This window comes from Idiomarina sp. D18 (genome assembly GCF_057748155.1).
On the sequence record NZ_CM173240.1, the window covers coordinates 299,118 to 322,379 of the forward strand.

24 protein-coding genes are annotated in these 23,262 nt (G+C 47.6%); 20 read left to right on the forward strand and 4 right to left on the reverse strand.

From position 1 onward, the window contains the following. Positions 1-12 precede the first annotated feature (12 nt). The gene (locus AC3AP5_RS01360) at positions 13-1,056 is read right to left on the reverse strand and encodes an ATP-dependent 6-phosphofructokinase (protein ID WP_071464053.1); all 1,044 of its coding nucleotides are present in this window, start codon (positions 1,054-1,056) and stop codon (positions 13-15) included. 72 nt (positions 1,057-1,128) lie between these two features. On the opposite strand from AC3AP5_RS01360, the gene AC3AP5_RS01365 reads away from it, so the two are divergent. Beyond that, positions 1,129-2,196 (forward strand): Ldh family oxidoreductase, encoded by a 1,068-nt coding sequence (locus AC3AP5_RS01365; protein WP_487326921.1) that lies wholly within the window; start codon positions 1,129-1,131, stop codon positions 2,194-2,196. Here the strand turns inward: AC3AP5_RS01365 and pdxH are convergent. From pdxH to AC3AP5_RS01380, 3 genes are read right to left on the reverse strand one after another with little or no spacing between them, the layout of a single operon-like run. Beyond that, positions 2,193-2,834 (reverse strand): pyridoxamine 5'-phosphate oxidase, encoded by a 642-nt coding sequence (gene pdxH / locus AC3AP5_RS01370; RefSeq protein ID WP_487326922.1) that lies wholly within the window; start codon positions 2,832-2,834, stop codon positions 2,193-2,195. The two genes, AC3AP5_RS01365 and pdxH, sit on opposite strands and share 4 nt — an antisense overlap. 13 nt (positions 2,835-2,847) lie before the next feature. After that, positions 2,848-4,395, reverse strand: a complete 1,548-nt coding sequence (locus AC3AP5_RS01375; protein ID WP_290615297.1) for a response regulator — start codon at positions 4,393-4,395, stop codon at positions 2,848-2,850. Continuing rightward, positions 4,388-6,064, reverse strand: a complete 1,677-nt coding sequence (locus tag AC3AP5_RS01380; RefSeq protein ID WP_487326923.1) for an amidohydrolase — start codon at positions 6,062-6,064, stop codon at positions 4,388-4,390. Before AC3AP5_RS01380 ends, AC3AP5_RS01375 begins: the two co-directional genes overlap by 8 nt. 200 nt (positions 6,065-6,264) lie before the next feature. Here AC3AP5_RS01380 and AC3AP5_RS01385 point away from each other — a divergent pair, with 200 nt between their 5' ends. From AC3AP5_RS01385 to fliR, 19 genes are all read left to right on the forward strand, one after another. Further along, positions 6,265-6,888, forward strand: coding sequence for a LuxR C-terminal-related transcriptional regulator (locus tag AC3AP5_RS01385; protein ID WP_006956190.1), 624 nt, complete (start codon positions 6,265-6,267; stop codon positions 6,886-6,888). Positions 6,889-6,894: 6 nt separating this feature from the next. After that, entirely contained in the window at positions 6,895-7,425 is a 531-nt protein-coding gene (locus tag AC3AP5_RS01390; protein ID WP_006956189.1) for a DUF1285 domain-containing protein, read from the forward strand. 29 nt (positions 7,426-7,454) lie between these two features. Further along, positions 7,455-8,900 carry a sigma-54 dependent transcriptional regulator gene (locus tag AC3AP5_RS01395; RefSeq protein ID WP_487327292.1) on the forward strand — a complete coding sequence of 482 codons (1,446 nt, stop codon included), beginning with the start codon at positions 7,455-7,457 and terminating at the stop codon, positions 8,898-8,900. A gap of 101 nt (positions 8,901-9,001) precedes the next feature. Beyond that, the gene (locus AC3AP5_RS01400; RefSeq protein WP_272977472.1) at positions 9,002-10,000 is read left to right on the forward strand and encodes a sensor histidine kinase; all 999 of its coding nucleotides are present in this window, start codon (positions 9,002-9,004) and stop codon (positions 9,998-10,000) included. Beyond that, a complete protein-coding gene (locus AC3AP5_RS01405) occupies positions 9,993-11,378 on the forward strand; it encodes a sigma-54-dependent transcriptional regulator (RefSeq protein WP_487326924.1) in 1,386 nt (461 codons plus the stop codon). The genes AC3AP5_RS01400 and AC3AP5_RS01405 overlap by 8 nt, the downstream gene beginning before the upstream one ends. Before the next feature lie 88 nt (positions 11,379-11,466). Next, positions 11,467-11,802, forward strand: a complete 336-nt coding sequence (gene fliE, locus AC3AP5_RS01410) for a flagellar hook-basal body complex protein FliE (RefSeq protein ID WP_006956185.1) — start codon at positions 11,467-11,469, stop codon at positions 11,800-11,802. 44 nt (positions 11,803-11,846) lie between these two features. Beyond that, positions 11,847-13,538: a flagellar basal-body MS-ring/collar protein FliF gene (fliF, locus tag AC3AP5_RS01415; RefSeq protein ID WP_165477457.1), complete on the forward strand. Its 1,692-nt coding sequence runs from the start codon at positions 11,847-11,849 to the stop codon at positions 13,536-13,538. Next, complete coding sequence (gene fliG, locus AC3AP5_RS01420; RefSeq protein WP_006956183.1) at positions 13,531-14,577, forward strand: flagellar motor switch protein FliG; 1,047 nt, start codon at positions 13,531-13,533, stop codon at positions 14,575-14,577. Before fliF ends, fliG begins: the two co-directional genes overlap by 8 nt. A 24-nt stretch (positions 14,578-14,601) precedes the next feature. After that, positions 14,602-15,348, forward strand: coding sequence for a flagellar assembly protein FliH (fliH, locus tag AC3AP5_RS01425; protein ID WP_272977474.1), 747 nt, complete (start codon positions 14,602-14,604; stop codon positions 15,346-15,348). Further along, entirely contained in the window at positions 15,348-16,685 is a 1,338-nt protein-coding gene (gene fliI / locus AC3AP5_RS01430) for a flagellar protein export ATPase FliI (protein WP_272977475.1), read from the forward strand. Before fliH ends, fliI begins: the two co-directional genes overlap by 1 nt. Positions 16,686-16,696: 11 nt before the next feature. Beyond that, a complete protein-coding gene (gene fliJ / locus AC3AP5_RS01435; protein ID WP_006956180.1) occupies positions 16,697-17,152 on the forward strand; it encodes a flagellar export protein FliJ in 456 nt (151 codons plus the stop codon). A gap of 79 nt (positions 17,153-17,231) precedes the next feature. Continuing rightward, positions 17,232-18,986, forward strand: a complete 1,755-nt coding sequence (locus AC3AP5_RS01440) for a flagellar hook-length control protein FliK (RefSeq protein ID WP_272977476.1) — start codon at positions 17,232-17,234, stop codon at positions 18,984-18,986. A gap of 71 nt (positions 18,987-19,057) precedes the next feature. Continuing rightward, positions 19,058-19,591, forward strand: coding sequence for a flagellar basal body-associated protein FliL (fliL, locus tag AC3AP5_RS01445; RefSeq protein ID WP_006956178.1), 534 nt, complete (start codon positions 19,058-19,060; stop codon positions 19,589-19,591). A gap of 16 nt (positions 19,592-19,607) precedes the next feature. Beyond that, the gene (gene fliM / locus AC3AP5_RS01450) at positions 19,608-20,672 is read left to right on the forward strand and encodes a flagellar motor switch protein FliM (RefSeq protein ID WP_006956177.1); all 1,065 of its coding nucleotides are present in this window, start codon (positions 19,608-19,610) and stop codon (positions 20,670-20,672) included. A 31-nt stretch (positions 20,673-20,703) separates the two neighbouring features. Next, a complete protein-coding gene (gene fliN, locus AC3AP5_RS01455; protein ID WP_286682637.1) occupies positions 20,704-21,126 on the forward strand; it encodes a flagellar motor switch protein FliN in 423 nt (140 codons plus the stop codon). Then, positions 21,086-21,448 (forward strand): flagellar biosynthetic protein FliO, encoded by a 363-nt coding sequence (fliO, locus tag AC3AP5_RS01460; protein WP_286682638.1) that lies wholly within the window; start codon positions 21,086-21,088, stop codon positions 21,446-21,448. The genes fliN and fliO overlap by 41 nt, the downstream gene beginning before the upstream one ends. Next, positions 21,445-22,194, forward strand: coding sequence for a flagellar type III secretion system pore protein FliP (gene fliP / locus AC3AP5_RS01465; RefSeq protein WP_006956174.1), 750 nt, complete (start codon positions 21,445-21,447; stop codon positions 22,192-22,194). The genes fliO and fliP overlap by 4 nt, the downstream gene beginning before the upstream one ends. A gap of 8 nt (positions 22,195-22,202) precedes the next feature. After that, positions 22,203-22,472, forward strand: coding sequence for a flagellar biosynthesis protein FliQ (fliQ, locus tag AC3AP5_RS01470; protein WP_006956173.1), 270 nt, complete (start codon positions 22,203-22,205; stop codon positions 22,470-22,472). 1 nt (position 22,473) lies between these two features. Beyond that, positions 22,474-23,256: a flagellar biosynthetic protein FliR gene (gene fliR, locus AC3AP5_RS01475; RefSeq protein ID WP_272977478.1), complete on the forward strand. Its 783-nt coding sequence runs from the start codon at positions 22,474-22,476 to the stop codon at positions 23,254-23,256. Positions 23,257-23,262: the final 6 nt, after the last annotated feature.

Below are 23,262 nucleotides of genomic sequence, written 5' to 3' on the forward strand. Positions count from 1 at the left end.
CAATACCTTACTCTACGCTTTGTCGACCGTAGCTTTATGACGATCTTTTTTGATCGGGTTAAAACACTTGGTCTGTATATCTATCAATTCTTGGCTCAGCACTTTGCGCTTGACCCAAGTGTCTTCGAGCGGTGTGGTAACCAGCTCGTTCTTCTCAATGCCGGCCATAACGCCGGTAATTCCTTCTTGTACCAGTTGTACGGCATAAACGCCTAAACGGGTCGCCAAGATACGATCCATAGCCGTTGGACGTCCACCACGTTGCACGTGACCAAGCAGACAAGGACGACACGGAAAGTTGAGTCGATCCTCCAGTTGCTCGGCTAAGCGCACCGCGCCGCCAGGCCATTGGTTTTCGCACAACACCATCACGTAACTGGAGTCACCACGCACACGGTTCACGCCTTCCACATGTTTAACCAAGGCATCGATGGTGAGCGGTTTATCCTTTTGCAACTCGGGCAAAATCATACGCTCTGCACCGCTTGCCATGGCACTGCTAATTGCAATGTAACCCGCGTTACGGCCCATAACCTCAACAATAAATACCCGATCCATGGCCTCTGCGGTGTCACGGATTTTATCAAGCGCATCCATCGCGGTTTCTACTGCTGTATCGTAGCCAATCGTGTTGTCAGTTCCGAAGAGGTCGTTGTCGATGGTGCCGGGGATGCCAATAATAGGACCTTGCCAAAATTTAGCAAGATGATTTGCGCCTCTAAATGAACCGTCGCCACCAATGACAATAAATGCATCTACATTTTGCGCATCTAGGTTACGCGCAGCCTCTATTCCACCCTCATCGGTTTTAAAGCGTTCGCTACGCGCACTTTTAATGATGGTGCCAGAATATTGCAATATATGTTCAACTTCATCGCGACCGAGTTTCATATAGTCATTATTTAGCAAGCCTTCATATCCATGACGAAAACCTACAACGTCTATTCCATCATGCTCGGCAGCTAATACCACTGCACGTAGTGCTGCATTCATACCCGGGGCGTCGCCACCGCTGGTAATTACGGCTATGCGTTCAATCAATCGACTAGATGACACCTGTTATACTCCTTGCTATGGTCATTGGTGTAAGCTTACCGTTAGTAGTGTCGCTGACCAAGAGGAAATTTGATGAGCGAGCGTGATTGTCTGTTTGATTACAACGAATTGTTAGCGTGGGCCGACGAGTGTCTGCAGTCTGCTGGAGCGTCGGGCGAAGTTGCTCGCCACGTTGCCTACTATTTACTCGAGGGTGACTTGTTGGGCTACAGTACCCATGGTCTAATTCGGCTGCTGAATAATTGTCAGTGGTTGGAGCGTGGTGAGAGTCAGCCCAAAGGACAACCACAGGTGCTGCAACAGCGTGCCGCTGTCGCCAATTGGGATGCTCAACGTTTACCGGGTCCTTATGTGATGCCGATGGCAATTAACGAAGCCATTCAGATGGCGAAGCAGGCGGGCACGGGCACCATCACCGTTCGTCGTAGTCAACATATCGCGTCTTTGGCTGCTTATTTAAGCCTAGCAACAGAGCAGGGCATGATGGTCAGTTTAATGTGCTCGACCCCAGGTCAACGCGCCGTCGCTCCGTTTGGTGCTAAACAAGCGGTGTATTCGCCTAATCCGTTCGCTGTAGGTGTGCCGAGCTCTGGCGATCCTATCTTATTGGACATCAGTTTATCGATGACGGCCGCGGGCAAGGTACGTCAGGCAAAAGCCAATCAGCAAAAGCTGCCTTATAACGCATTGGTCACAGCTCAGGGGGAATGGACCGATGATCCTGAGACGTTTTTCTCAGAACCGGGTAGTGCGATTGGTCCATTGGGTGGTGAGCTGTTGGGCTATAAAGGTTATGGCTTAACGCTATTTAGTGAACTGTGGACGATGGCGCTGGCGCAGTATGGTCGGAATCAAGGTAAAGATGAGGGCGATGCCAACTGTGTTTGGGTTCAAGTTATTGACCCTTCGGCGTTTGGCGAGCAAAAAGCATTTATTACTCAGGTGGATGAGTTAATTCGTGACACCTTGGCGGCAAAATCGATTGCTGCGGATAACCCCGTACGCATCCCCGGTCACCAAGCGCTGGCGCGCAAGCGCCAACAGCTTGAGAAAGGTGTACGTTATGCGCCCGCTACACTCAAAGTATTGCGTAAGTGCGCTGAGTTTTGTCAGCAGCCGTTACCGACAGCACTGAGTTAAGGTTGTAATCGCTGCACGTTCCAATTATCTGCGCTTTCTAAGCGGTAGATAAACCGGTCGTGTAAGCGATGCTCACCACCTTGCCAAAATTCAACTTCGCTCGGCACGATGCGGTAACCGCCCCAGTGTTGTGGACGCGGTACTTGCTTGCCTTGATATTGCTCAAGCTGCTCTTGGTAGTAACGTACAAGCTCATCGCGACTGCCAATCGGCTGACTTTGATTAGAAATCAGTGCCGCTACTTGGCTTTCGAACGGGCGTGAATAAAAGTATTCGTCGTTTTCCTGTTCGCTTAAAGGCTCGGCGTAACCACGAAAGTGCACTTGGCGCTCGAGTGCAAGCCAGGCAAAGTGGCACGATACCTTGGGGTTGAGTGCGATATCCTTACCTTTATGACTTTGCTTATTGGTAAAGAAGCGTAGCCCCGACTCGTCAAAGCCTTTAAGCAAAACGATACGCTGACTCGGATGCCCTTGGCTGTCTACCGTGGCAACAGTCATCGCCGTTGGATCGCTGTTGAGACCACACTCGACGGCATTGTTTAGCCAGCTCTCAAACAGCTGAAACGGTGTGTTGGGCACATCAGACTCAGTTAAATGGCCAATGTTGTAATCGCGTCGAATGGATTGAAGATCCATAATACCCTCGTGGTTAGATGATATCCGAATAACGTTGTCTTATCTTTTCCATCGCATCAATATGATCGATCATAATACCGACGAGTTCTGGATCAAAGAATTCGCCGGAGTGCAGCGTCAAATAATCGATTGCGGCGCCCGTATCCTGCGCATCGCGATATGAGCGTTGAGTGCGCAGTGCGTCATACTGACTGGTGATGGACAGAATTCGCGCATTGATATCAATCGCTTTCGCTTTTTTGCGACTGGGGAAACCCAGTCCATCCCAACGCTCATGAATATCTTGCGCAATACGGGCTGCGATTTGTGCAATTTCGGTATCGGTCTGGCTTAGATAGTCATGACCTTTGATCACATTACTCATGATTTCTTCGTAATCGTGAATCGATAGGGCATCGGCACTTTGAGCCAATTCCATTTGTACGGAGACTTTACCGATATCGTACACTGACGCCGCTTGCTTCAGCTTTTCTGCGTCTTCGCTGGTGGCGCCGGTGGCAATTAATAGTTGCCCAGCCATTTCCGCTGAGCGCTTCACATGATGGCTAATATTATCGACCGACCGTTTTTCGATAGCCTCGCCTACGGAGTACAGCAACTCACGTTGAGCTTCTCGCTCGGTCTCTCTCAAGTTAAGGTTATCGATTGCAATAGAGCTATTATTCACAAACAGCCCCAGTAAGTTTTGATCAAGCTCAGATAAATCTCGAACATCTTTGATGACGAGTAAATATTGTCGACCGCCCGTCGTTTTATAGAGCCCATAGTAATCGTTATTATGAATTCTAAATACCACCGAGCGTTGCAGATTTTGTAGTTCGGTCACTAATGACCAGTCAATATCTTGTGTGACCGCCTGACCAACGGCTTGGGCGTAGTCGCCGGTGCCTCCGATAATTTCAAACTCTTGGTTGTCACGGGTCTTAGCGGTAAGACCATGGGTGCGACAATACATGGCATCATCAGAGTGAGTAATCAGTGCGACCAATTGTTCTAAAATACCCTGACACAAGGCATGCATCGATTGGGCGCTGAACACTTCAGCTGATGCATTGATGACCTTTTCTAAACCGCGCTTATTACGTTCAATGGCATTCAGATCACGGTATGCGCGCAGACAGGAGTACATTAAAGTGACGAGCTTACGATAGGTCAGCTCGGTTTTTTCTTTATAGTCGTCAATATCGTAGCGTGCGATGACATCTTCTTCGGGCGCTTGACCCGGTTGTCCCGTGCGCAATACGATGCGAATCAGACGATTCTGTAACTCTTGGCGGATCCAACGTGCGACATCAAGTCCCGCATGGTCTGTTTCCATGACGACATCCAATAGCGTCATTGCGATGGCTGTATTATTGGATAAAAACTGTTTAGCTTCCTCACCAGAATAAACTGAGTGAAACTTTAATGGACGTTCGTCGAGTTTAAAATCAGCAAGCGCCATTTTGGTAATAGTGTGAATTTCCTCGTCATCGTCGACGATAAGGATTTCATAAGGAGGTGCCGTGTTTAGCACCTCTTCTTCAGGTTCGTCCTCGGAGAATAAAAAGTCATCATTCATTTGAATATACCTGCTCACCTGCTACAAAGGTTTGCTCGACGTCCACTCGCCAAATGTCTTTTGCATCAATCGCAAAAGGGTCTCGGTCGAGTACGATAAAATCAGCCCATTTGCCGGGTTCAATTGAGCCTAACGTGCTTTCTTGCCAACCCGCATACGCCGCGTCAATCGTAAACGCTCGCAATGCTTGCTCGAGCGACATTGACTCTTCGGCATGCCAGCCACCAGCAGGCATGTTCTGGCGATCTTGACGGGTTACGGCTGCATGTAAGCCATAAAATGGGTTCGCAAGCTCAACAGGGAAGTCGGAGCCTGCGGCAATAATCGTACCTTGCTCGAGTAAGGTATGCCAGGCATACGCTCCCTTCATACGTGCTTTACCTAAGCGGTCTTCAGCCATGTTTTTGTCGCTTGTTGCGTGCGTGGGCTGCATCGAGGCGATGATATTCAAATCCTTAAAGCGCTGTAGGTCGTCTACATTGACGATTTGTGCGTGCTCAATGCGATTACGTAAATTGCGCCCGCCAAGCGTCTGATAAAACTCAGCGAAAGCGTCGAGTGCAATGCGGTTGGCACGGTCACCAATGGCATGCGTGTTTATTTGAAAACCATACGGAATAATCAGTTGATACAGCTTGCGAATATTGTCTACCGAGGTAACGAGTAGCCCGTGATTATCATGGTCATCACTGTATGGCTTAAGTAATGCTGCACCGCGGCTACCCAATGCACCGTCAGCATATATTTTTACGCTACGAATAAAAAGTTTATCGTCATCGGTGCGGTAGGGGCCTTCAGCTAATAATTGAGGAAGTTGCGGTTCGGTCGCTGCAATCATTGGATAAACGCGCATGGGCATCTCACCTTGATGTTGCATACCTTTATAAATTGATAGGTCAACCGCCGGTACGCCCGCATCATGCACCGAAGTTACGCCGAGCGATAGCAAATGGTTGAATGCCAGTTGGAAGGCTTGCTTTTTCTCACTGGCTGTTGGCTCTGGGATAAGCGGCTCAACTAAGTTGACGGCATTATCGATGAGCACGCCCGTTGGGTTACCTTGCGCGTCTTTGATGATTTGACCGCCATCCGGTGAGACTGTCTCACTGGTAATACCGGCGACTTCGAGTGCTTTTGAGTTGAGCCATGCCGCATGACCATCAACACGGGTCAAATAAACGGGGCGATCAGCGACGAACTCATCAAGCTGCTTGGCGGTTGGAAAACGTTTACTGGGCCAGTTTTCTTGGTTCCAGCCACGCCCTTTTATCCATTGAAGGTCGCGGTGCTGCTGAGCATAGTCGTTGACTGCATTAACGGCGTCGGATGCTGATTCACTTGTACGCAAATCAACTTGCAATAAACTTAGACCCAAGCCCAACACATGACCGTGGGCATCAATCAGGCCAGGAAATACCGTTTTACCTTGTAAGTCGACACGCGTGAAATCGGGAAATTGTTGTGCAAGCTCGGCATCGCCCATCGCGATAAACTTGCCATTACGCACCGCAAAAGCACTGAACTGTGCAAGTTGTGCATCTTGTCCAGCAGGGCTTGTTAGCGTATATCCATTAACATTTGTATAAACTGTCTGTGCATTAATTGAGGTAGTAAACAGCGCACTAAGCACTAACGAGTAGGTCATAATTAAACGGCGAAATGGCTTCATGAAAAATCCCTATAAATGAGCAATAGAGTTACTATACAAGGTTTTCACGTTAATACACAAAGGACAAACATCTTAACGATGTTGATTTTATTAACAAAAATTTTCGTGACAGATATAAATTTCCTTAAGAACTTGCTCTGAGCTTGAATTCGGGTATGCTAAAAGTTAAATAGATAAGGATTTTCAACGAGAGAAACTAGATGAAGATATTAATTATTGATCCTTCGTTCTTCATGCGTTCAGGACTCATACAATTGTTGACGAACTATGCAACGCAGCCAGCAATTTATGAGGCTGATTCGTTCACGGTTGCAGAAAACTACCTAAAAGCGGATGAATTTAATATTATCTTTGTTGAGATGGAATTACCTGATGAGGAAATTCGTCCTGCTTTGCAGCGTTTGAAGCGTTTGGCGCCTTCAGCGCATTTAGTGCTGTTTACTAAAGCTAAAGCGGTTGGCGATGTGCGCCAAGTTATGGCCGCGGGAGTACGGAGTTATTTACCTAAAGATGCCTCAGCGGAGCAAGCCAAAATGGCGATTCGGGGCCTGCTCAACGGTGACCGTTACTTACCGGATGACCCGAACCTTAATGAACCTCGTAATAAAAGCAGTGGTGCTGAAAGCTTCCTTTCGCCACGTCAGCTTGAAATCATGCAGTTATTGGCGCAAGGTTTATCTAACAAGGAGATTGCTAATATATTAGGCATTACTGAGGGTACTATCCGTGTTCACCTCTCAGCAATCTTCAAAGCGATCAAGGTGTCTAATCGCACTGAAGCCACCTTGTGGTATTTACTCAGACAGAAGAAACTTGTTGATTAATTGCCTATGTCTCTGAACGATTTAGCTAAACAGCTCGAGTCGTATCGTCACGCCCCTACTGAAAAATGGGATCCGCCATACTGTGGCGAGATTCCGATGCTTATTGATGAACATGGTCAGTGGTTATACCAAGGTTCGCCTATTACTCGCACTGCACTGGTGAAATTATTTGCATCAGTGTTGGTGTGTGAGTCGGGCGAATATTTTCTTGTAACGCCTGCTGAAAAAGTGAAAATCGCGGTTGCAGATGCGCCGTTTATGATCGTCGATTGGAAATTCCACGATTATGAAGGTGAGACAGTAATTCAAGTTGTAACCAATATTGATGAGCGATATATTTTGAACGAGCAACTGTTAAGTTTTGTTAAGGATGGAGTGCCGTACTTTGAACTCCCGACAGGTTTAACAGCAAAAGTTCATCGCAATGTATTTTATCAGTGGGTAGAAATTGCACAGCAACGCGAACTACCCGATGTAACAGAATTATTTCTTCATAGTGCCGGTCAAGACTTTGTAATCGGTCGGTTGGCAAACTAAAGGGTTAGCGCGTGGTAAACTCCTCTACGATGGATTCTCGAGTTATTTATGTACTCGAGTCGAATACGGAGCGTAAAAAGCAGTTACAGACAGTGCTCGACTTTATGGGCGAGCTCGTAGAGTGCCAAACCCAGTGGCTGGGGGATGAGCAATTAGACAATGCTTTATGCATCATCGCAGGCGACTGCGTTGATGATCTTGAAGCTTTGGCTTGTGACTATCCCAATGTTCCTTTTATTAGTGCAACTGAGCGTCATGCGAATGCGGTTCGACGTGCGAATGTCGTCGGTGAAATATCGCAAGCACTGACCTACGATGAACTGTCGCATTTGATTCGCTACTGTCAAGCATACCATCGCCACCTTCCAAGCCAGCGAGGCTACCACGGTAAGAACACCGATCCTTTAGAAAGGAAATTGGTCGGCCAAAGCCACGATATCCGAGAAATTCGTAAGCTCATTCAACAGGTCGCAGGAAGTGAGGCGAATGTTCTAGTATTAGGTGAGTCGGGTACGGGTAAAGAGGTTGTCGCTCGTGGGATTCACCAGCTTTCGCGTCGTGCTAAAGGACCTTTTGTTCCCGTGAACTGTGGAGCCATTCCCCCCGATTTACTCGAAAGTGAGTTGTTTGGTCACGAAAAAGGCGCCTTTACTGGAGCTATTGGTGTGCGTAAAGGGCGTTTCGAGCTGGCACAGGGCGGTACGTTATTCCTAGATGAAATCGGTGATATGCCGCTACCAATGCAGGTCAAATTGCTACGTGTATTACAGGAGCGCGTATTTGAACGCATTGGCAGCAGTAAGAGTATTTCGGCCGATGTACGGGTTGTTGCTGCTACTCATCGCCAGCTTGAGACTATGATTGCCGATGGGCGATTCCGTGAAGATCTTTACTATCGCTTGAATGTCTTCCCTATCGAAATGCCGGCATTGCGAGAACGTGCAGAAGATGTGCCGCTCTTACTTCGTGAGATTGCCGAGCGGTTTAAGGAAGAACGTGGTATTAGTGTGCGTTTGACCGAACGTGCACTACAGTCGCTGGAAGCGCACCCATGGCCTGGCAATGTGCGCGAATTAGCGAACTTAATTGAGCGACTGTCAATTACACACCCCAATCAATGGGTCGACGTAAACGATCTACCGCATAAGTATCGGCATATCGACGCTGAGGATTTAACACCTGAGTATCCAGAAGAATTGTTGGAGCGAGATGCGCTTAATGCGATTTTCTCGGAGCAAGACGAAGAAGGAGATGATGAGTCAAGCGAACTCTCCAGTTTGGACGTAACTGGATCGGCAGAAATCCCTGAGTCGGGCTTAAACCTGAAGGATATGCTAGCTGAAATTGAAGTAGAAATGATAAAACAAGCGCTTGACCGTGCCGATGGGGTTGTCGCAAAGGCCGCCGACCTACTCAGTATGCGGCGCACTACGTTAGTCGAAAAAATGAAAAAATATGACATCACGAAAGTATGATGTTGATATTTTGACGCTTCTAACATGTTGAATTAAAAAGAAAATAATAGGCATGCCTTTTGCATTATTAGTGTAAGGAATTTTTCAGGATGCACTAATTTATGCAATCGAACTACGCTCTCATTGATGCGATGCCTAACGCGGTCATTTTAGTCAATGGTCAAGGTATCGTTGATTACTGTAATCCAAGCAGTATTCAGCTCATCGGGACCGATTTAAACGGTGAGCTATGGCGCGATTGTGTCGCGCGCACCTTTACTCCCAAAGCCGATGACTGGCACGAGGTTTCGTTGCATAATGGGCGGCGAGTACGTGTCGATATTTCGAGTCTACCAGAGCAGCCAGGGCAGCTTGTGGTGCTTACCGATCTTACTGAGACGCGTGACTTACAAGCCCAGCTCGCGCACTTACAACGCCTGTCTTCCATGGGGCGCATGGTCGCTTCCCTTGCACATCAAATACGTACGCCTTTGGCGACAGCGCTTCTTTATTCAGAGCATTTATCTTCAAATAACCTAACCGAGGATCAGCGTTGTCAGTTTAGTCGCAAGCTAAAAACACGCCTACATGACCTAGAGCACCACGTTAACGATATGCTGCTATTCGCTAAAAGCGGTCAACAAAGCACGCTAGCTGACGTTGATGCAGATGACTTGGTGAATCATATCAAGCAAAGTGTCGAAGCATACGCAGCGCAACGTAGGGTAGCCATTCGATGGCAAGATGATGATGAGGGTACGGCTCTGCGTATTAACCAAACAGCCGTAGCAGGAGCGATTCAAAATTTGATCACTAACGCGATTGATGCCAGTCAACAAGGGCAGTCAGTCGTTGTCGAAACCGAGTCGAGCGAAGGTTTTTGGAGTTGCTCTGTTCGTGATACTGGCGTTGGTATCGACGAGGCGATGAAACAACGTTTATTTACGCCATTTGCCACCAACAAAACCCACGGCACAGGATTGGGATTGGCAGTCGTTGATATGGTCACGAAAGCGCATAATGGCCGTATCGAGTGGCAGTCGGAAAAGGGCTGTGGAAGCGAATTCAGGATAGTGCTCCCCATCGTTCAACACGCGAATCTGGAGGTGCGTTATGGTTAGTCCAATTATTCTGATTGTTGAGGATGACGCCGCGTTAAGAGAGGCTATTACAGACACGCTTGAATTGGCGCACTACCAATGTTTGCATGCCGATAATGGTGAATCAGCATTATTGCAGCTTAAGAAGCATCGCATTGACTTGGTCGTCAGCGATGTACAAATGCCAGGTATGAACGGTTTGCAATTACTCAGAAATATTAAACATCTGAAGATCGATGTACCCGTTGTGATGATGACCGCGTATGCAAAAGTTGACGATGCTGTTGTAGCGATGCGCGAGGGAGCTGTCGACTACCTCAGTAAACCGTTTTCGATAGACGAACTGACCCAACTTGTGCAACGTCATGCACCCATCGAGCCGGCAGCAGGTCATGGTGTGGTAGCAAAGGATAGCGCGAGTTTGGCGCTATTAGAGTTAGCTAAAAAAGTGGCTCGAACGGAGGCTACGGTGTTGATCACCGGTCCGAGTGGAACGGGCAAAGAAGTATTGGCGCGTTATATCCACCAACAATCCAAACGAGATAAGCAACCCTTCGTTGCGGTTAATTGTGCAGCGATCCCTGAAACGATGCTGGAATCACTTTTGTTCGGCTATGAAAAAGGTGCATTTACCGGCGCGACCCAGTCTTCACCCGGTAAGTTTGAACTGGCACAAGGCGGTACATTGTTGCTTGACGAAGTGACCGAAATGGATATCGCCTTGCAAGCGAAATTGTTACGTGTGATTCAAGAGCGTCAGGTTGAACGGTTAGGCGCACGCCAAGCGATTCGTCTTGATGTTCGCATCATAGCGACCTCTAATCGGGATATTAAAGCCGCTGTGGCGGAAGGGATCTTCCGCGAAGATCTCATGTATCGACTCAACGTGTTCCCCCTAAGGTGGCTGCCTCTCGCGGAGCGAACTGAGGATATCGGACCGTTAGCTGAAGCGTTAATTGCGCGGCATCGTCAGCGTTTAGGTATTCGAGAAGTGGTGACGTTGTCGGACGAGGCGCTTCAACACCTAAAGCAATATGCATGGCCGGGGAATGTCAGAGAACTTGAAAATGTTGTTCAACGAGCCTTAGTTCTCCAACAAGGTGGCAAAATACGACCCAGTGATTTGATGCTAGACGATGCGTTGATGGACCATGTCCTGCCCGAGCAAGTTTCTCAGGATAGTCAGGTACTTGCTTCACAACCTGAGCATGAAAATCTCGACAATGAACCTGCCGAGGAACTGGGCGAATCATTGTTCATGCAAGAGTATCGAATTATCAAGCAAGCGTTGGCGCGCCATCATGGCAAGCGTAAACCGGTTGCTGAAGAACTAGGAATATCGCCCCGAACACTGCGCTATAAACTTGCAAAGATTAGAGATAACGGACTGAGTGTCTAATTAACCCACCTTATAAAGCAGAGTTGGCATTCTACTTGCATCGTCATAGGCAACACGTTAAGTCGTAAGTTTTTTGACGGAGAAAGAAATGAAAGTAGATGCCAACGCAGCCTATCAACAATGGCGCGAGCTCACAACGCAATCTGCCAACCTCGACAAGCCGCAGAACGATAATGCGCTGAAAGTCGAAAATTCAGCAAACGCTGATTTTTCAAACTTGTTAAAAATGGCCGTAGATAACGTCAACGAGCTACAACAGACTTCGGGTGATTTAAAAACGCGCATGGAACTGGGCGATCCCAATGTCACGCTCGAACAAACCATGATCGCGAGTCAAAAAGCGAGTATTGCTTTTGAAGCAACGGTGCAAGTGCGCAATAAGATGGTAGAAGCGTACAAAGAAATCATGTCAATGCCGGTATAACCGAATTAGTTGGAGAATGAGCTGTGGCTGAATCAACAGATTTGATGGTAACAGAAGGCGCGGGTAACAGCGCTGCTGACGCAAGCGGGCAGTCAGGAGAAAAGCAAAGCATCGTCGATAAGTTGGCGAACTTTGATATGTTGCGCCAAGTCGTCGTAATTTTGGCGCTTGCCATCTGTGTGGCCATCGCTATTTTCATTATGCTTTGGGCACAAGAGTCGACTTTCCGTCCTCTTGCAAAAATGGAAACAGAACAGCTCGTTGGTACTTTAGATTATCTCGACGCAAACAATATCGAATATAAAGTCGACGGTAATGTGGTATCGGTTCCTGAGGAGAACTACGATGCGGTTAAACTTCAGTTAACGCGTGCCGGTGTGGATTACGGTCAATCGGAAAGCAACGGCTCCGATATTTTAATGAGTGAGCCTGGTTTTGGCGTGAGTCAACGACTCGAGCGTGAACGTTTGATCCACTCCCGGGAAATTCAGTTAGCACGAGCAATTGAAGAAATGCGCGCAGTATCGGCCGCCCGTGTGCTGTTGGCCGTGCCTAAAGAAAACGTATTTGCACGTCGCGAGAAACAACCTAAAGCATCTGTGATGCTTAACGTGAAAGGTAATCAGTCACTGAGTGAGGAAGAAATCGCCTCTATTGTCGATATGGTTGCGTCGTCCGTCACGAGTTTAGAAACTTCACAAGTCACTGTCACCGATCAAAACGGTCGGCTTTTGAACTCAGGTTCGCAAAGCGCATTGGCCGCCACGAATAGCCGTGAGTATCAGTTAGAGCGTAAACGCGAAGAAGAATACCTGAATAAAATTGACAGCATTTTGATTCCGGTATTGGGATATGACAATTACACTGCGCAGGTCGATGTCACAATGGATTTTACGCAGTCGGAAAAAACACAACGGCTATACAACCCAGACATGCCAGCCATTCGTAGCGAAATGACGGTGGAGAACCGCAGCGCCGGTACAGCCGTCGGTGGTATTCCTGGTGCACTCAGTAATCAGCCCCCATTAGAATCAAATATTCCCGAACAGGCCACAGGTGCGGGTAGTCAGCGTGATGCGACCGGGAGTATGCATCGTGAAGCAACACGTAACTATGAGTTGGATAATACCGTTAGCTATACGCGCAGTCAAAGCGGGACAATTGAGCGATTGAGCGTGTCGGTTGCGGTGAATCAGCCGATGACAACCAATGCGGATGGCGAGCAGGTGCCTCAACCCGCCTCACCTGAACAGTTAGCGAATATTCGTCGGTTATTACAAGGTGGTATTGGCTTTGACCTCAGTCGAGGTGATACGATTGAAGTTGTATCGGTTCCGTTCGCGCAGCTACCTGATTTGGGCGCGGGTGAAACAGCAATGTGGGATGAACCTTGGTTTTGGCGTGCTGCTCGTTTAGTGATGGGAGGCCTGGTCATTCTGGTACTCATTCTTGCTGTTGTCCGTCCAATGTTGAAGAAACTTATTAACCCAACTCAAGAATTGGAAGACGATGCTCACTCAATGCTCGAAGACGATGAGATGATGGGTGATGAAACTATCGACTTGCTATCGTCGCAATTTGATGAGAGCTCTGTTGGTTTTGGACCTGATGGGAGTTTACAACTTCCTGATTTACATAAAGATGAAGACTTGCTGAAAGCAGTACGGGCATTGGTTGCAAATGAGCCTGAACTCTCTTCACAAGTAGTAAAAGCGTGGTTAAACGAAGATGCCTAATACAGATATTCGCACCAAACGCAGTGAAACTGAATTTGACGTAACGCAACTTGAAGGCGTGGAAAAGGCTGCAATTTTATTGCTGAGCCTATCTGAGGAAGACGCCGCGCAAATTCTAAAACATCTAGAGCCGAAGCAGGTACAGAAAGTGGGCACGGCAATGGCGAGCCTTGAAGATTTTAATCAAGACAAAGTTAATGCCGTACACAACTTGTTCCTAGATGAGATCCAGAAATTTACAAACATTGGCTTCAAGAGTGAAGAGTTCGTGCGTAAGGCGTTGACCTCAGCACTGGGCGAGGACAAAGCAGGCAACCTGATAGAACAGATCGTTATGGGCGGTGGTGCCAAAGGCCTCGACTCGCTGAAATGGATGGACTCAAAACAAGTGGCGACGATCATTCGTAATGAACACCCGCAGATTCAAACTATCGTGCTGTCCTATCTTGATGCTGAGCAAAGTGCCGAGATTATGGCTCAGTTCCCAGAAAAAGTGCGACTAGACCTGATGATGCGCATCGCTAACTTAGAAGAAGTTCAGCCAGCGGCACTGCAAGAATTGAATGAAATCATGGAAAAACAATTTGCTGGTCAAGCGGGTGCGCAGGCGGCGAAGATGGGTGGTTTGAAAGCTGCTGCCAATATTATGAACTACCTCGATACCAATATCGAAGGTCAGTTAATGGATGCGATACGCGAGCAAGACGAAGAAATGAGTCAGCAAATTCAAGATCTGATGTTTGTCTTCGAAAACTTAGTCGATGTCGACGACCGCGGTATTCAAACGTTGCTGCGTGAAGTCGACGGCGATACGTTACAGAAAGCCCTTAAGGGTGCTGATGACTCGGTCAAAGAAAAAATCTTCAAAAATATGTCGAAGCGTGCAGGTGACCTCTTGCGAGATGATTTAGAGGCAATGGGGCCTGTACGAATTAGTGATGTCGAGGCTGCACAAAAAGACATTCTTGCAGTTGCCCGTCGCTTGGCCGACGCCGGAGAAATTATGCTTGGCGGCGGTGGTGGTGATGAGTTTTTATAAGACAGTAGCTAGGAACCTGCAATCATGAGCGAGCGTCCGACGATGAAAACTTGGGATTTGCCGGATATTACCACGGAAGATTTAAAAGCAGGTGAAAGCCGCAATGCTCTGAACAAACCCCGAAAGTGGCATTATGAGCCGCCGGAGCCTGAGCCCGAAGAAGAAAAGCCAGAACCCTTAACTGCGCAACAGCTCGAGGAGATTCGCGAGGCCGCACGGGAAGAAGGCTTTAAGGCAGGCTTTGAGCAAGGTCATCAGGAAGGGCTTGAAAAAGGACACGAGGAAGGTGTGGAGCAAGGTCGTGAGAAGGGCTTCCATGCAGGTTTTGAGCAAGGGCTGGCTGACGGCAAGGCGCAAATGAGTGAGGCAGAACAAGCTCTGATTGAAGTGATGAATGGCTTAGCCGCGCCCACGCAGCAACTTACCGAAACCTTGCGAAAAGAGTTATTAGAGTTGGTTTTCACCCTGACCCGAACAGCCTGCTTAAACGAACCTCTGCATAATGAAAATATTGTTAAAAAGGCATTTCAGCAGGCCCTTGAAGTGCTTCCCGTGACCGACCAACGGGTGATCATTCACCTCAATCCTGACGATATTGAGGTAATCCAAGCGAGCTTGGGTGAAGAAGAATTAAAAGAAAAAGGGTGGTTGCTCAGTAAGGATGACCTACTCGAGCGCGGCGGGTGCCGCGTGACGACAGAAAGCTCAAGCGTGGACTACTCACTTGCTAGCCGAGTCGACTTGATTTTTGAAAAATTGCAGGGCGGCTGATGACTGATAGCTTAACTGATTACTTTGCAAGCTTGAAAAAGCGGGTGAAACCTGCGCCAGTATTGGTATCTGGCTATCTAACACGAGTGGTCGGACTTATGTTTGAGGCTGTTGGCGTGCGGGCACCTATTGGTGCAACGTGTGCAGTCGAATCTGCACATGGCGATATCGAGGCCGAGGTGGTGGGCTTTGAAGGTCAGACTAGCTATTTGATGCCCATGGATGATGCGCACGGTGTGGTTCCGGGCGCCAAAGTAAAACCGCTAACGCGTACCGAACAGCTGCCGCTTGGGTTAGAGCTTTTAGGCCGTGTAATTGATGCACGAGGTCATCCATTAGACGCCAAGGGACCGATATTAACAGACAATCAAAATGCCTATCGTAGCCTGCCTATCAATCCACTTAATCGCCGACCCGTGAAAGTGCCGCTAGATGTCGGCGTCAACGCGATTAATGCATGTATTACTGTCGGTCAGGGGCAGCGCATGGGTTTATTCGCCGGTAGCGGTGTCGGTAAAAGTGTCTTACTAGGAATGATGACGAAAGGCACCAATGCAGACGTTATCGTTGTTGGACTCATTGGTGAACGGGGTCGAGAAGTCAAAGAGTTTATTGATGAAATATTGGGTGAAGAAGGATTGGAAAAGGCGGTGGTCGTGGCTGCCCCTGCGGATCAGTCACCGCTGTTGCGTTTACGCGGGTGCGAAACTGCGTCAAAAGTAGCCGAGTATTTTCGTGACCAGGGTATGAATGTTTTACTGTTGATGGATTCTTTGACTCGTTACGCCATGGCGCAGCGTGAGATTGCATTGGCGGTCGGTGAACCTCCGGCCACAAAAGGTTATCCTCCTTCGGTATTCGCACGCCTGCCGGCTTTGGTCGAGCGCGCGGGTAACGGCGGTGGCGCACAAGGATCAATTACGGCATTTTATACCGTGCTCACTGAAGGTGATGATTTGCAGGATCCTATCGCTGACTCAGCGCGTGCTATTCTCGATGGGCATATCGTACTGAACCGTGAGCTAGCCGATTCTGGGCATTATCCCGCCATTGATATTGAGGCCTCGATTAGTCGTGTCATGCCCCAGGTTGTTTCCGATGAACACCTGCAACGAGCGACAAAAGTTCGACAGTGGTACTCATCGTTTCGTCGTAATCGCGACCTTATATCTATTGGGGCTTACAGTAAGGGCTCTGATGCTAAGATCGACGAAGCGATAGCGATGCAACCTCAGGTTGAGGGCTTTTTGACTCAGCGTATGAATGAAGTGATTAGTTACGATGAGAGTCTCATGAAACTCCAGCAGTTGACTCAACGCGCGTTCGCTTCGCGTTAGGGATTGTCTTTATGGCTGATATATCACAATTGACGATGTTGTTAGAACTTGAGCAGCAACGCACCGACAAATTGGCTCAGCATTTTGGTGAGGCTAAACAACGGCTAGTGAGTGAGCAACAGCGTCTCGATGGGTTAGTACAGTATCGGTTAGACTACTTGAATCAGTTGCAAGCGCGCGGAGCAGGTGGAATTCGTTCTATTCAATTTGGTCAATATCACGCGTTTGTCGGCAAGCTGGATGAAGGTATCGAGCAGATGCATAACGTGCTGCAACAGTTAAATCAGGTGGTCGAGCAGCGTAAGCAGCAATGGCTAGCACAACGGCAAAAAGCGGAGTCTATTGAGTTGCTGATAGAAAACAAGAAACGAGCAGCAGCAAGATTGCAGGCAAGAAAAGAACAAAAAAACCTCGATGATTTTTCCACCCAACGCTTTATACGGGGTAAAAAGCAAAAACTGGTATAAATATTGCTAGTTTTAATTAATCGAATCAGATTAGCCGTAGCGTCAAATATATGCGGCAGTGCCTAACAGGTGACACATTATGCCCCAGATTATTCAATTAACCACGAACGTGTCCAGTTCGTCAGTAAAAGGCGATAGCTCGAAAGATTTTACTGATGTGGATATGATGGACGTCAGCGGTCGCGACTTTGCCAAGTTAATGCCTTCTGCTTCTGAGGAGCCGCGTGCTCGGCAATTATTTGCCCGTGGTGAAGTGGACATTAATAGTCCACACCGCGCATTCGAAGAGCCCGAATATAGTAATGAGCTTCCTCAGTCATCACTTAGTCAGCGTCTGTCAGCGTCGAAAGAACATGCTTCAGAGGCTCGGGACTGGGTAGAAACCATTGATCGAATGCGCGATTTACTTATCAATAGCGAAGAAAGTCATGCTGACACGGAAACTTCGATTGAGATCAGTAAGCAAGATCAGGCGACGTTAGATGAGATGGAGCAGTGGTTAGCGAAACTCGATGCGGACGTCACGCAACTTCAATCGGACGAACAATTGAGTGCTGACCAGCAAGGCGTGCTGAGTCAACTGACGCAAAAAATAGCAGAGATGCGGCAAGTTGTTGCCGACGCACAACAAGCTGGCTTTATGCCCAAGGAAACGCTTGATAAAGCGACAGATGGTTTGATGGCTGAGTTGGCCCAATTTGAGACTCAGGTGATTCAACCTCATCAAAAGAAACAATGGACAGATATCGAGGCGATGCTTGACGAGGACTCTGAGGAGCCGCTCGCCATGTTGAGTGAGATAGAGATGCCGAAACTGAATCCAGAGCAAAAGGATTGGCTAACCAAGGAACTCGACGCATTTCATAAGCAACAGCCAAACGCATCGCTTACCGAAGCGATGAATCATATAAAAGGGGCTCTTGAGACGTCTAAGCAATTTGATGCGGGACAAAAGAGCACACTATCAAATTGGATTGATCACTATCAGTCAGCGTTGCAGAAGTCAGATAAACAGGTTCAACTTGCCTCAACGATTCCGGCTTCATTGCACACAAAATCAACTCAGTCTGAACGCGTTGATTCGGTAAATGCAACCGAGAAGAGCGGCGGCTCTTCTTCATCTGATAACGGCAAAAGCACCTCTGAATCTGTTAAAGATGAAGATACAAAGCCTGCAGCTGATAAAAGCATGATGGCGAAGTTTGTAAAAGAACAGCTTAATAATGGGAGCACGAGCTCTCAGGGAATGGCAACTGAGGCTGAACTGAGCGCTGTGTCGGGGTCAGGCATGGATACAAGTCTAACTCAACACACGCAATCCTCAGCTGCGCATATGAGTGCAATTACGCAGACCCAACAAGCGATGACCAAAGTTGACGGTATGTCAGTGGCGCAAGCGCAAACGGCTGCTGACAAGCCGTTAGATCTGCAACAACAAGAGACTGCGCAAAAGCTACAAGAGCGTATTCAGCTGATGGTCTCGAAGAATATTAATCGCGCCGACATCCGTCTCGATCCACCTGAATTAGGTTCAATGCACGTGCGGATTCATACGCAAGGCGACCAGACGACCGTACAGTTTCAAGTGCAATCCGCTCAGGCTCGTGATGCGATAGAGCAGTCCATGCCGCGCTTGCGAGAGATGTTGGAGCAGCAAGGCCTAAACTTGGCGCAAAGCACGGTCAGTGAGCAGCAAAGTGGACAAGGCAATGAATCAAGTTCGGGGCGGGGTACAGGTTTTGCAAATAATGGTGATTCTGAAGAGCCTGTCCTTCAGTTAGATGGTGCGGTAGACGACTTTCTCGAGCAGGGGCGACTCGATTTCTATGTGTAAGGGATGAAACCTATCCCTGTTTCGATATATAGTGCTCTGTATTAGCTTATACCTTTGTTTAGGAACAACCCATGGCGGAAAACGATAACCAAGAAGAAAGCTCAGAAAAAGCGCCCGGCGGTAAGAAAAAGTGGCTGATCATTGGTGCTGCTGCGATTCTGTTAGTTGTGATCATCATTGTTGCAGTGTGGTTTTTGATGGGGACTAAACAAGCCTCGAGCGCTTCAGATATGGGGGCAGGAGGCGGTTCAAGCGAAGAGATGACGTCTGAACCTGCGCAAGTGGGTAATGCGCTCTATGTCGGGATGCCTCGACCCTTTGTATTTATTGTACCGGGTGACTCGAGAGATCGAACGGTGCAAATTAATGTGCAATTGATGGTTCGAGGGGAGCGTAGCGAAGAGCTGACTAAGCAACATATCCCACTGATTGAGGGTACCTTGCACGAAGTATTTAGTTCATCTACTGCCGACGAACTGAGAACAGCAGAAGGCAAGCAACGTATTAGAGAGCTTGCGTTAAAACAGGTGCGTTCCGCACTCGAGAGTGTCACGGGAGAAGGCTTGGTGGAGAAAGTGCTTTTTACCGGCCTTGTCATGCAATAAAAGAGCGAGCAGTGTTTTGAGCGATTTATTATCACAAGACGAGATTGATGCGCTCCTACACGGAGTCGATGACGTCGAAGAGGAAGATGTCGAATCCTCGGATGCAGCATCAGAAGCGTTGGATTATGACTTTTCGTCGCAAGATCGGATTGTCCGCGGTCGCATGCCTACGCTTGAGATCGTTAATGAGCGATTTGCGAGGCATATGCGTGTAAGCCTGTTTAACATGATGCGCCGCACCGCTGAGGTGTCCATCAACGGCGTGCAAATGCTTAAGTTTGGTGAGTATGTGCATACACTATTCGTTCCAACCAGTTTAAATATGGTGCGTTTTCGCCCACTGAAAGGAACCGCCTTAATTACCATGGAAGCACGTTTGGTGTTTATCTTGGTAGATAACTTTTTTGGCGGCGATGGACGCTATCATGCGAAGATTGAGGGGCGCGAATTTACCCCTACTGAGCGACGTATTATCCAAATGCTGTTAAAGCTGATTTTTGAAGATTATAAAGAAGCTTGGGCGCCTGTGATGGACGTAGGCTTTGAGTATTTGGATTCAGAAGTTAACCCGGCAATGGCCAATATCGTTTCGCCGACTGAAGTTATCGTTATTAGTTCGTTTCATATCGAACTTGATGGGGGCGGGGGCGACTTTCATATCGCTTTACCTTACTCAATGCTTGAGCCGATTCGTGAACTGTTGGATGCGGGTGTACAATCGGATAAAGAAGATACCGATATGCGCTGGAGTAAAGCGCTGCGTGACGAAATCATGGACGTGCCTGTGGAAATGGTTGCCAAGCTCGCTGATGTCGACGTCACATTGCGCGAGGTTATGGACTTTGAGGAAGGCGATATTATTCCACTTGAAGTGCCTGATAATCTAACGGTATTTATCGAAGATTTGCCTACCTTTCATGCGAAAATGGGTCGTTCACGAGACAATATTGCGTTGAAAATTTCAGATAAGATTCGACGTCCCGAGACTGTTAAGTCAGATATCCATATGCTGACTCGAGGTGGACGCCGAATTGGCGGTGATGCAGAGTTGCGTCAACTGGAAGAAGATATTGATTTATAGCATTCAGCATTTGAATGATTGAGGAAGACAAATGAGCAATAAAGACAATGAAATGGACGACTGGGAAGCGGCAATGGCTGAGCAGGCGGCTTCTGAAGAGGGCGAATCAGAGGATAATGCCGATAAGCAAAGTGAGGGCGTGCGAACAGCAGAGCTAGAGGAATTGAATGCTGAGAGCCTTGATGATGGCGATAAGCGAAAATTAGACGCGATCCTCGATATTCCGGTTACCATCTCAATGGAGGTAGGGCGTAGCCAAATCAGTATTCGTAACTTGCTACAGCTTAACCAAGGTTCGGTGGTGGAACTCGAACGTGTTGCTGGGGAGCCTCTCGATGTGTTGGTCAATGGCACTCTGATAGCACACGGCGAGGTTGTTGTGGTTAATGATAAATTTGGGATTCGACTCACTGATGTTATCAGTCAAATCGAGCGTATTCGTAAGTTGCGCTAGTATTTGGGCAAGCCCTGCGCTTGCTCAGGTCGAAAAAGCAACATCGCCTATTGGCGGAAAAGATATTGCTTCTATGCTGGTCGCATTAATTGCAGTGATTGTTGTCATTATTGCATTAGCGACGGTATTAAAACGATTCAACGTTAAATTTCAAGGCTCAAAGGGCATGAAGCTGATGGGGACGCTTTCATTAGGGCCTAAAGAACGTATCAGCGTGGTGCAAATTGGTGACAAGAAATTCTTGCTAGGTGTCACGCCTGAACGCGTCGAATGTTTGAAAGAATTGCCCGATGACTTTGTGTTAGGAGAAGAAAAACAATGAAAATAAAGCTTCTCTTAGGTTGTTTTGTGCTACTCGCACTATTGCTTCCTGATGTGGCAAACGCGATGCAAGATATTTCAGCCGTTACGGTAAAAACTAATCCAGATGGTAGCGAGGAGTATTCTGTCACGTTACAAATTCTGGCAATAATGACGGCGCTGACGTTCATCCCTGCGATGGTTATTATGATGACGTCGTTCACACGTATTATTGTTGTTTTGGCCATCTTACGACAAGCTATCGGCTTACAGCAGTCCCCTTCTAATCAGGTGCTTATCGGTATCACGCTCTTTTTGACATTTTTTATTATGAGTCCAGTACTTACAGAAATTAATGACAAGGCGTTGCAACCCTACTTAAATGAAGAAGTGACCTCAATGGAAGCGGTAGATCGCGCCAAAGCGCCGCTAAAAGCCTTTATGCTTGCGCAAACGCGTGTGACGGATATCCAAACGTTTGCCGATATCGCGGGTGAGACGAATATTCAAAGTCCAGAAGATACTCCGATGTCGATATTGATTCCGTCATTTATTACATCGGAGCTGAAAACCGCCTTCCAGATTGGTTTTATGTTATTCATCCCGTTTTTGATTATTGACTTAGTTGTTGCAAGTGTATTGATGGCGATGGGTATGATGATGTTATCACCGATGATTGTATCGCTCCCGTTTAAGTTAATGTTGTTTGTTTTGGTCGATGGTTGGAACTTAACCATGAGCACGTTAGCTGGCAGCTTTGGTGTTTAGGAGGCGAGATGTCCCCCGAAGTCTTTCTCGATGTGTTTCAAGAGGCGCTCAAAGTCATTGTTATTATAGTGGCTTTTATCATCGTGCCGAGCTTGCTGGTCGGTCTGATGGTTGCGGTTTTCCAAGCTGCAACCTCAATTAATGAGCAAACCCTTAGCTTTTTGCCGCGTTTATTAGTCACACTGGCTGTTATCGGACTCGGTGGGCATTTTATTGTTGGCCTGCTAATGGACTTCACTATAGAAATGTATAACCGCATACCGCAAGTGGTCGGCTAGCATGGATCTCGTTACGCAGGTGTTGATGGAGTGGCTACAGCAACATTTGTGGCCGCTGACACGTGTATCCTCAATGCTAATGAGTATGGCGTTGTTTTCCGGTACCTTAGTTAATTCAAGAATTAAGGTCTTACTTTCCTTAGCAATTACATTTGCAATATCACCCGCATTACCAGATGTGAATCCGGGCGTCGAGATGTTTACAGTGGGCGGTATGCTGGTGACAGCGCAACAGATTGTCATTGGGGTTGCGTTGGGCTTGCTCTCATTGCTTTTCTTACAGACGTTTGTATTGGGTGGGCAAATCATTGCAATGCAAATTGGTTTGGGCTTTGCTTCAATGGTCGATCCGACTAATGGCCAACAAGTTCCAGTGATAGCGCAGTTCTTTTTGATGTTGGCGAGTTTGATATTTCTCGCGCTTGACGGTCATCTATTAATGATTCAAATGGTCGTTGCGAGTTTCGATTCTGTACCCGTGGCGATGACTGGTTTGAATGCCGATGCATTTCGAATGATTGCCGACTGGGGAAGTTCAATGTTTTCGGCAGCACTTACAGCAATGTTATCGGGTATTATTGCCTTGCTACTAATTAATTTGTCGTTTGGTGTAATGACTCGTGCAGCGCCGCAGCTAAACATTTTTGCGATTGGTTTCCCGATTACCATGGTGAGTGGATTGATCGTTTTATGGCTGACTTTAGGGGGCTTTATCTTCCACTTTGAAAATCAATGGCAAGAAGCGGTGAGTGTCATGTGTACGGTTATTGGTAGTCGATGCTGAGGTGAT

What these genes read in the sequence shown, in the direction of transcription:
- AC3AP5_RS01365 (WP_487326921.1), top strand. Translation starts at nt 1,129, where the DNA reads ATGAGCGAGCGTGATTGTCTGTTTGATTACAACGAATTGTTAGCGTGG.
- pdxH (WP_487326922.1), bottom strand. Translation starts at nt 2,834, where the DNA reads ATGGATCTTCAATCCATTCGACGCGATTACAACATTGGCCATTTAACT.
- AC3AP5_RS01375 (WP_290615297.1), bottom strand. Translation starts at nt 4,395, where the DNA reads ATGAATGATGACTTTTTATTCTCCGAGGACGAACCTGAAGAAGAGGTG.
- AC3AP5_RS01380 (WP_487326923.1), bottom strand. Translation starts at nt 6,064, where the DNA reads ATGAAGCCATTTCGCCGTTTAATTATGACCTACTCGTTAGTGCTTAGT.
- AC3AP5_RS01385 (WP_006956190.1), top strand. Translation starts at nt 6,265, where the DNA reads ATGAAGATATTAATTATTGATCCTTCGTTCTTCATGCGTTCAGGACTC.
- AC3AP5_RS01390 (WP_006956189.1), top strand. Translation starts at nt 6,895, where the DNA reads ATGTCTCTGAACGATTTAGCTAAACAGCTCGAGTCGTATCGTCACGCC.
- AC3AP5_RS01395 (WP_487327292.1), top strand. Translation starts at nt 7,455, where the DNA reads ATGGATTCTCGAGTTATTTATGTACTCGAGTCGAATACGGAGCGTAAA.
- AC3AP5_RS01400 (WP_272977472.1), top strand. Translation starts at nt 9,002, where the DNA reads ATGCAATCGAACTACGCTCTCATTGATGCGATGCCTAACGCGGTCATT.
- AC3AP5_RS01405 (WP_487326924.1), top strand. Translation starts at nt 9,993, where the DNA reads ATGGTTAGTCCAATTATTCTGATTGTTGAGGATGACGCCGCGTTAAGA.
- fliE (WP_006956185.1), top strand. Translation starts at nt 11,467, where the DNA reads ATGAAAGTAGATGCCAACGCAGCCTATCAACAATGGCGCGAGCTCACA.
- fliF (WP_165477457.1), top strand. Translation starts at nt 11,847, where the DNA reads ATGGTAACAGAAGGCGCGGGTAACAGCGCTGCTGACGCAAGCGGGCAG.
- fliG (WP_006956183.1), top strand. Translation starts at nt 13,531, where the DNA reads ATGCCTAATACAGATATTCGCACCAAACGCAGTGAAACTGAATTTGAC.
- fliH (WP_272977474.1), top strand. Translation starts at nt 14,602, where the DNA reads ATGAGCGAGCGTCCGACGATGAAAACTTGGGATTTGCCGGATATTACC.
- fliI (WP_272977475.1), top strand. Translation starts at nt 15,348, where the DNA reads ATGACTGATAGCTTAACTGATTACTTTGCAAGCTTGAAAAAGCGGGTG.
- fliJ (WP_006956180.1), top strand. Translation starts at nt 16,697, where the DNA reads ATGGCTGATATATCACAATTGACGATGTTGTTAGAACTTGAGCAGCAA.
- AC3AP5_RS01440 (WP_272977476.1), top strand. Translation starts at nt 17,232, where the DNA reads ATGCCCCAGATTATTCAATTAACCACGAACGTGTCCAGTTCGTCAGTA.
- fliL (WP_006956178.1), top strand. Translation starts at nt 19,058, where the DNA reads ATGGCGGAAAACGATAACCAAGAAGAAAGCTCAGAAAAAGCGCCCGGC.
- fliN (WP_286682637.1), top strand. Translation starts at nt 20,704, where the DNA reads ATGAGCAATAAAGACAATGAAATGGACGACTGGGAAGCGGCAATGGCT.
- fliO (WP_286682638.1), top strand. Translation starts at nt 21,086, where the DNA reads ATGTTATCAGTCAAATCGAGCGTATTCGTAAGTTGCGCTAGTATTTGG.
- fliP (WP_006956174.1), top strand. Translation starts at nt 21,445, where the DNA reads ATGAAAATAAAGCTTCTCTTAGGTTGTTTTGTGCTACTCGCACTATTG.
- fliQ (WP_006956173.1), top strand. Translation starts at nt 22,203, where the DNA reads ATGTCCCCCGAAGTCTTTCTCGATGTGTTTCAAGAGGCGCTCAAAGTC.
- fliR (WP_272977478.1), top strand. Translation starts at nt 22,474, where the DNA reads ATGGATCTCGTTACGCAGGTGTTGATGGAGTGGCTACAGCAACATTTG.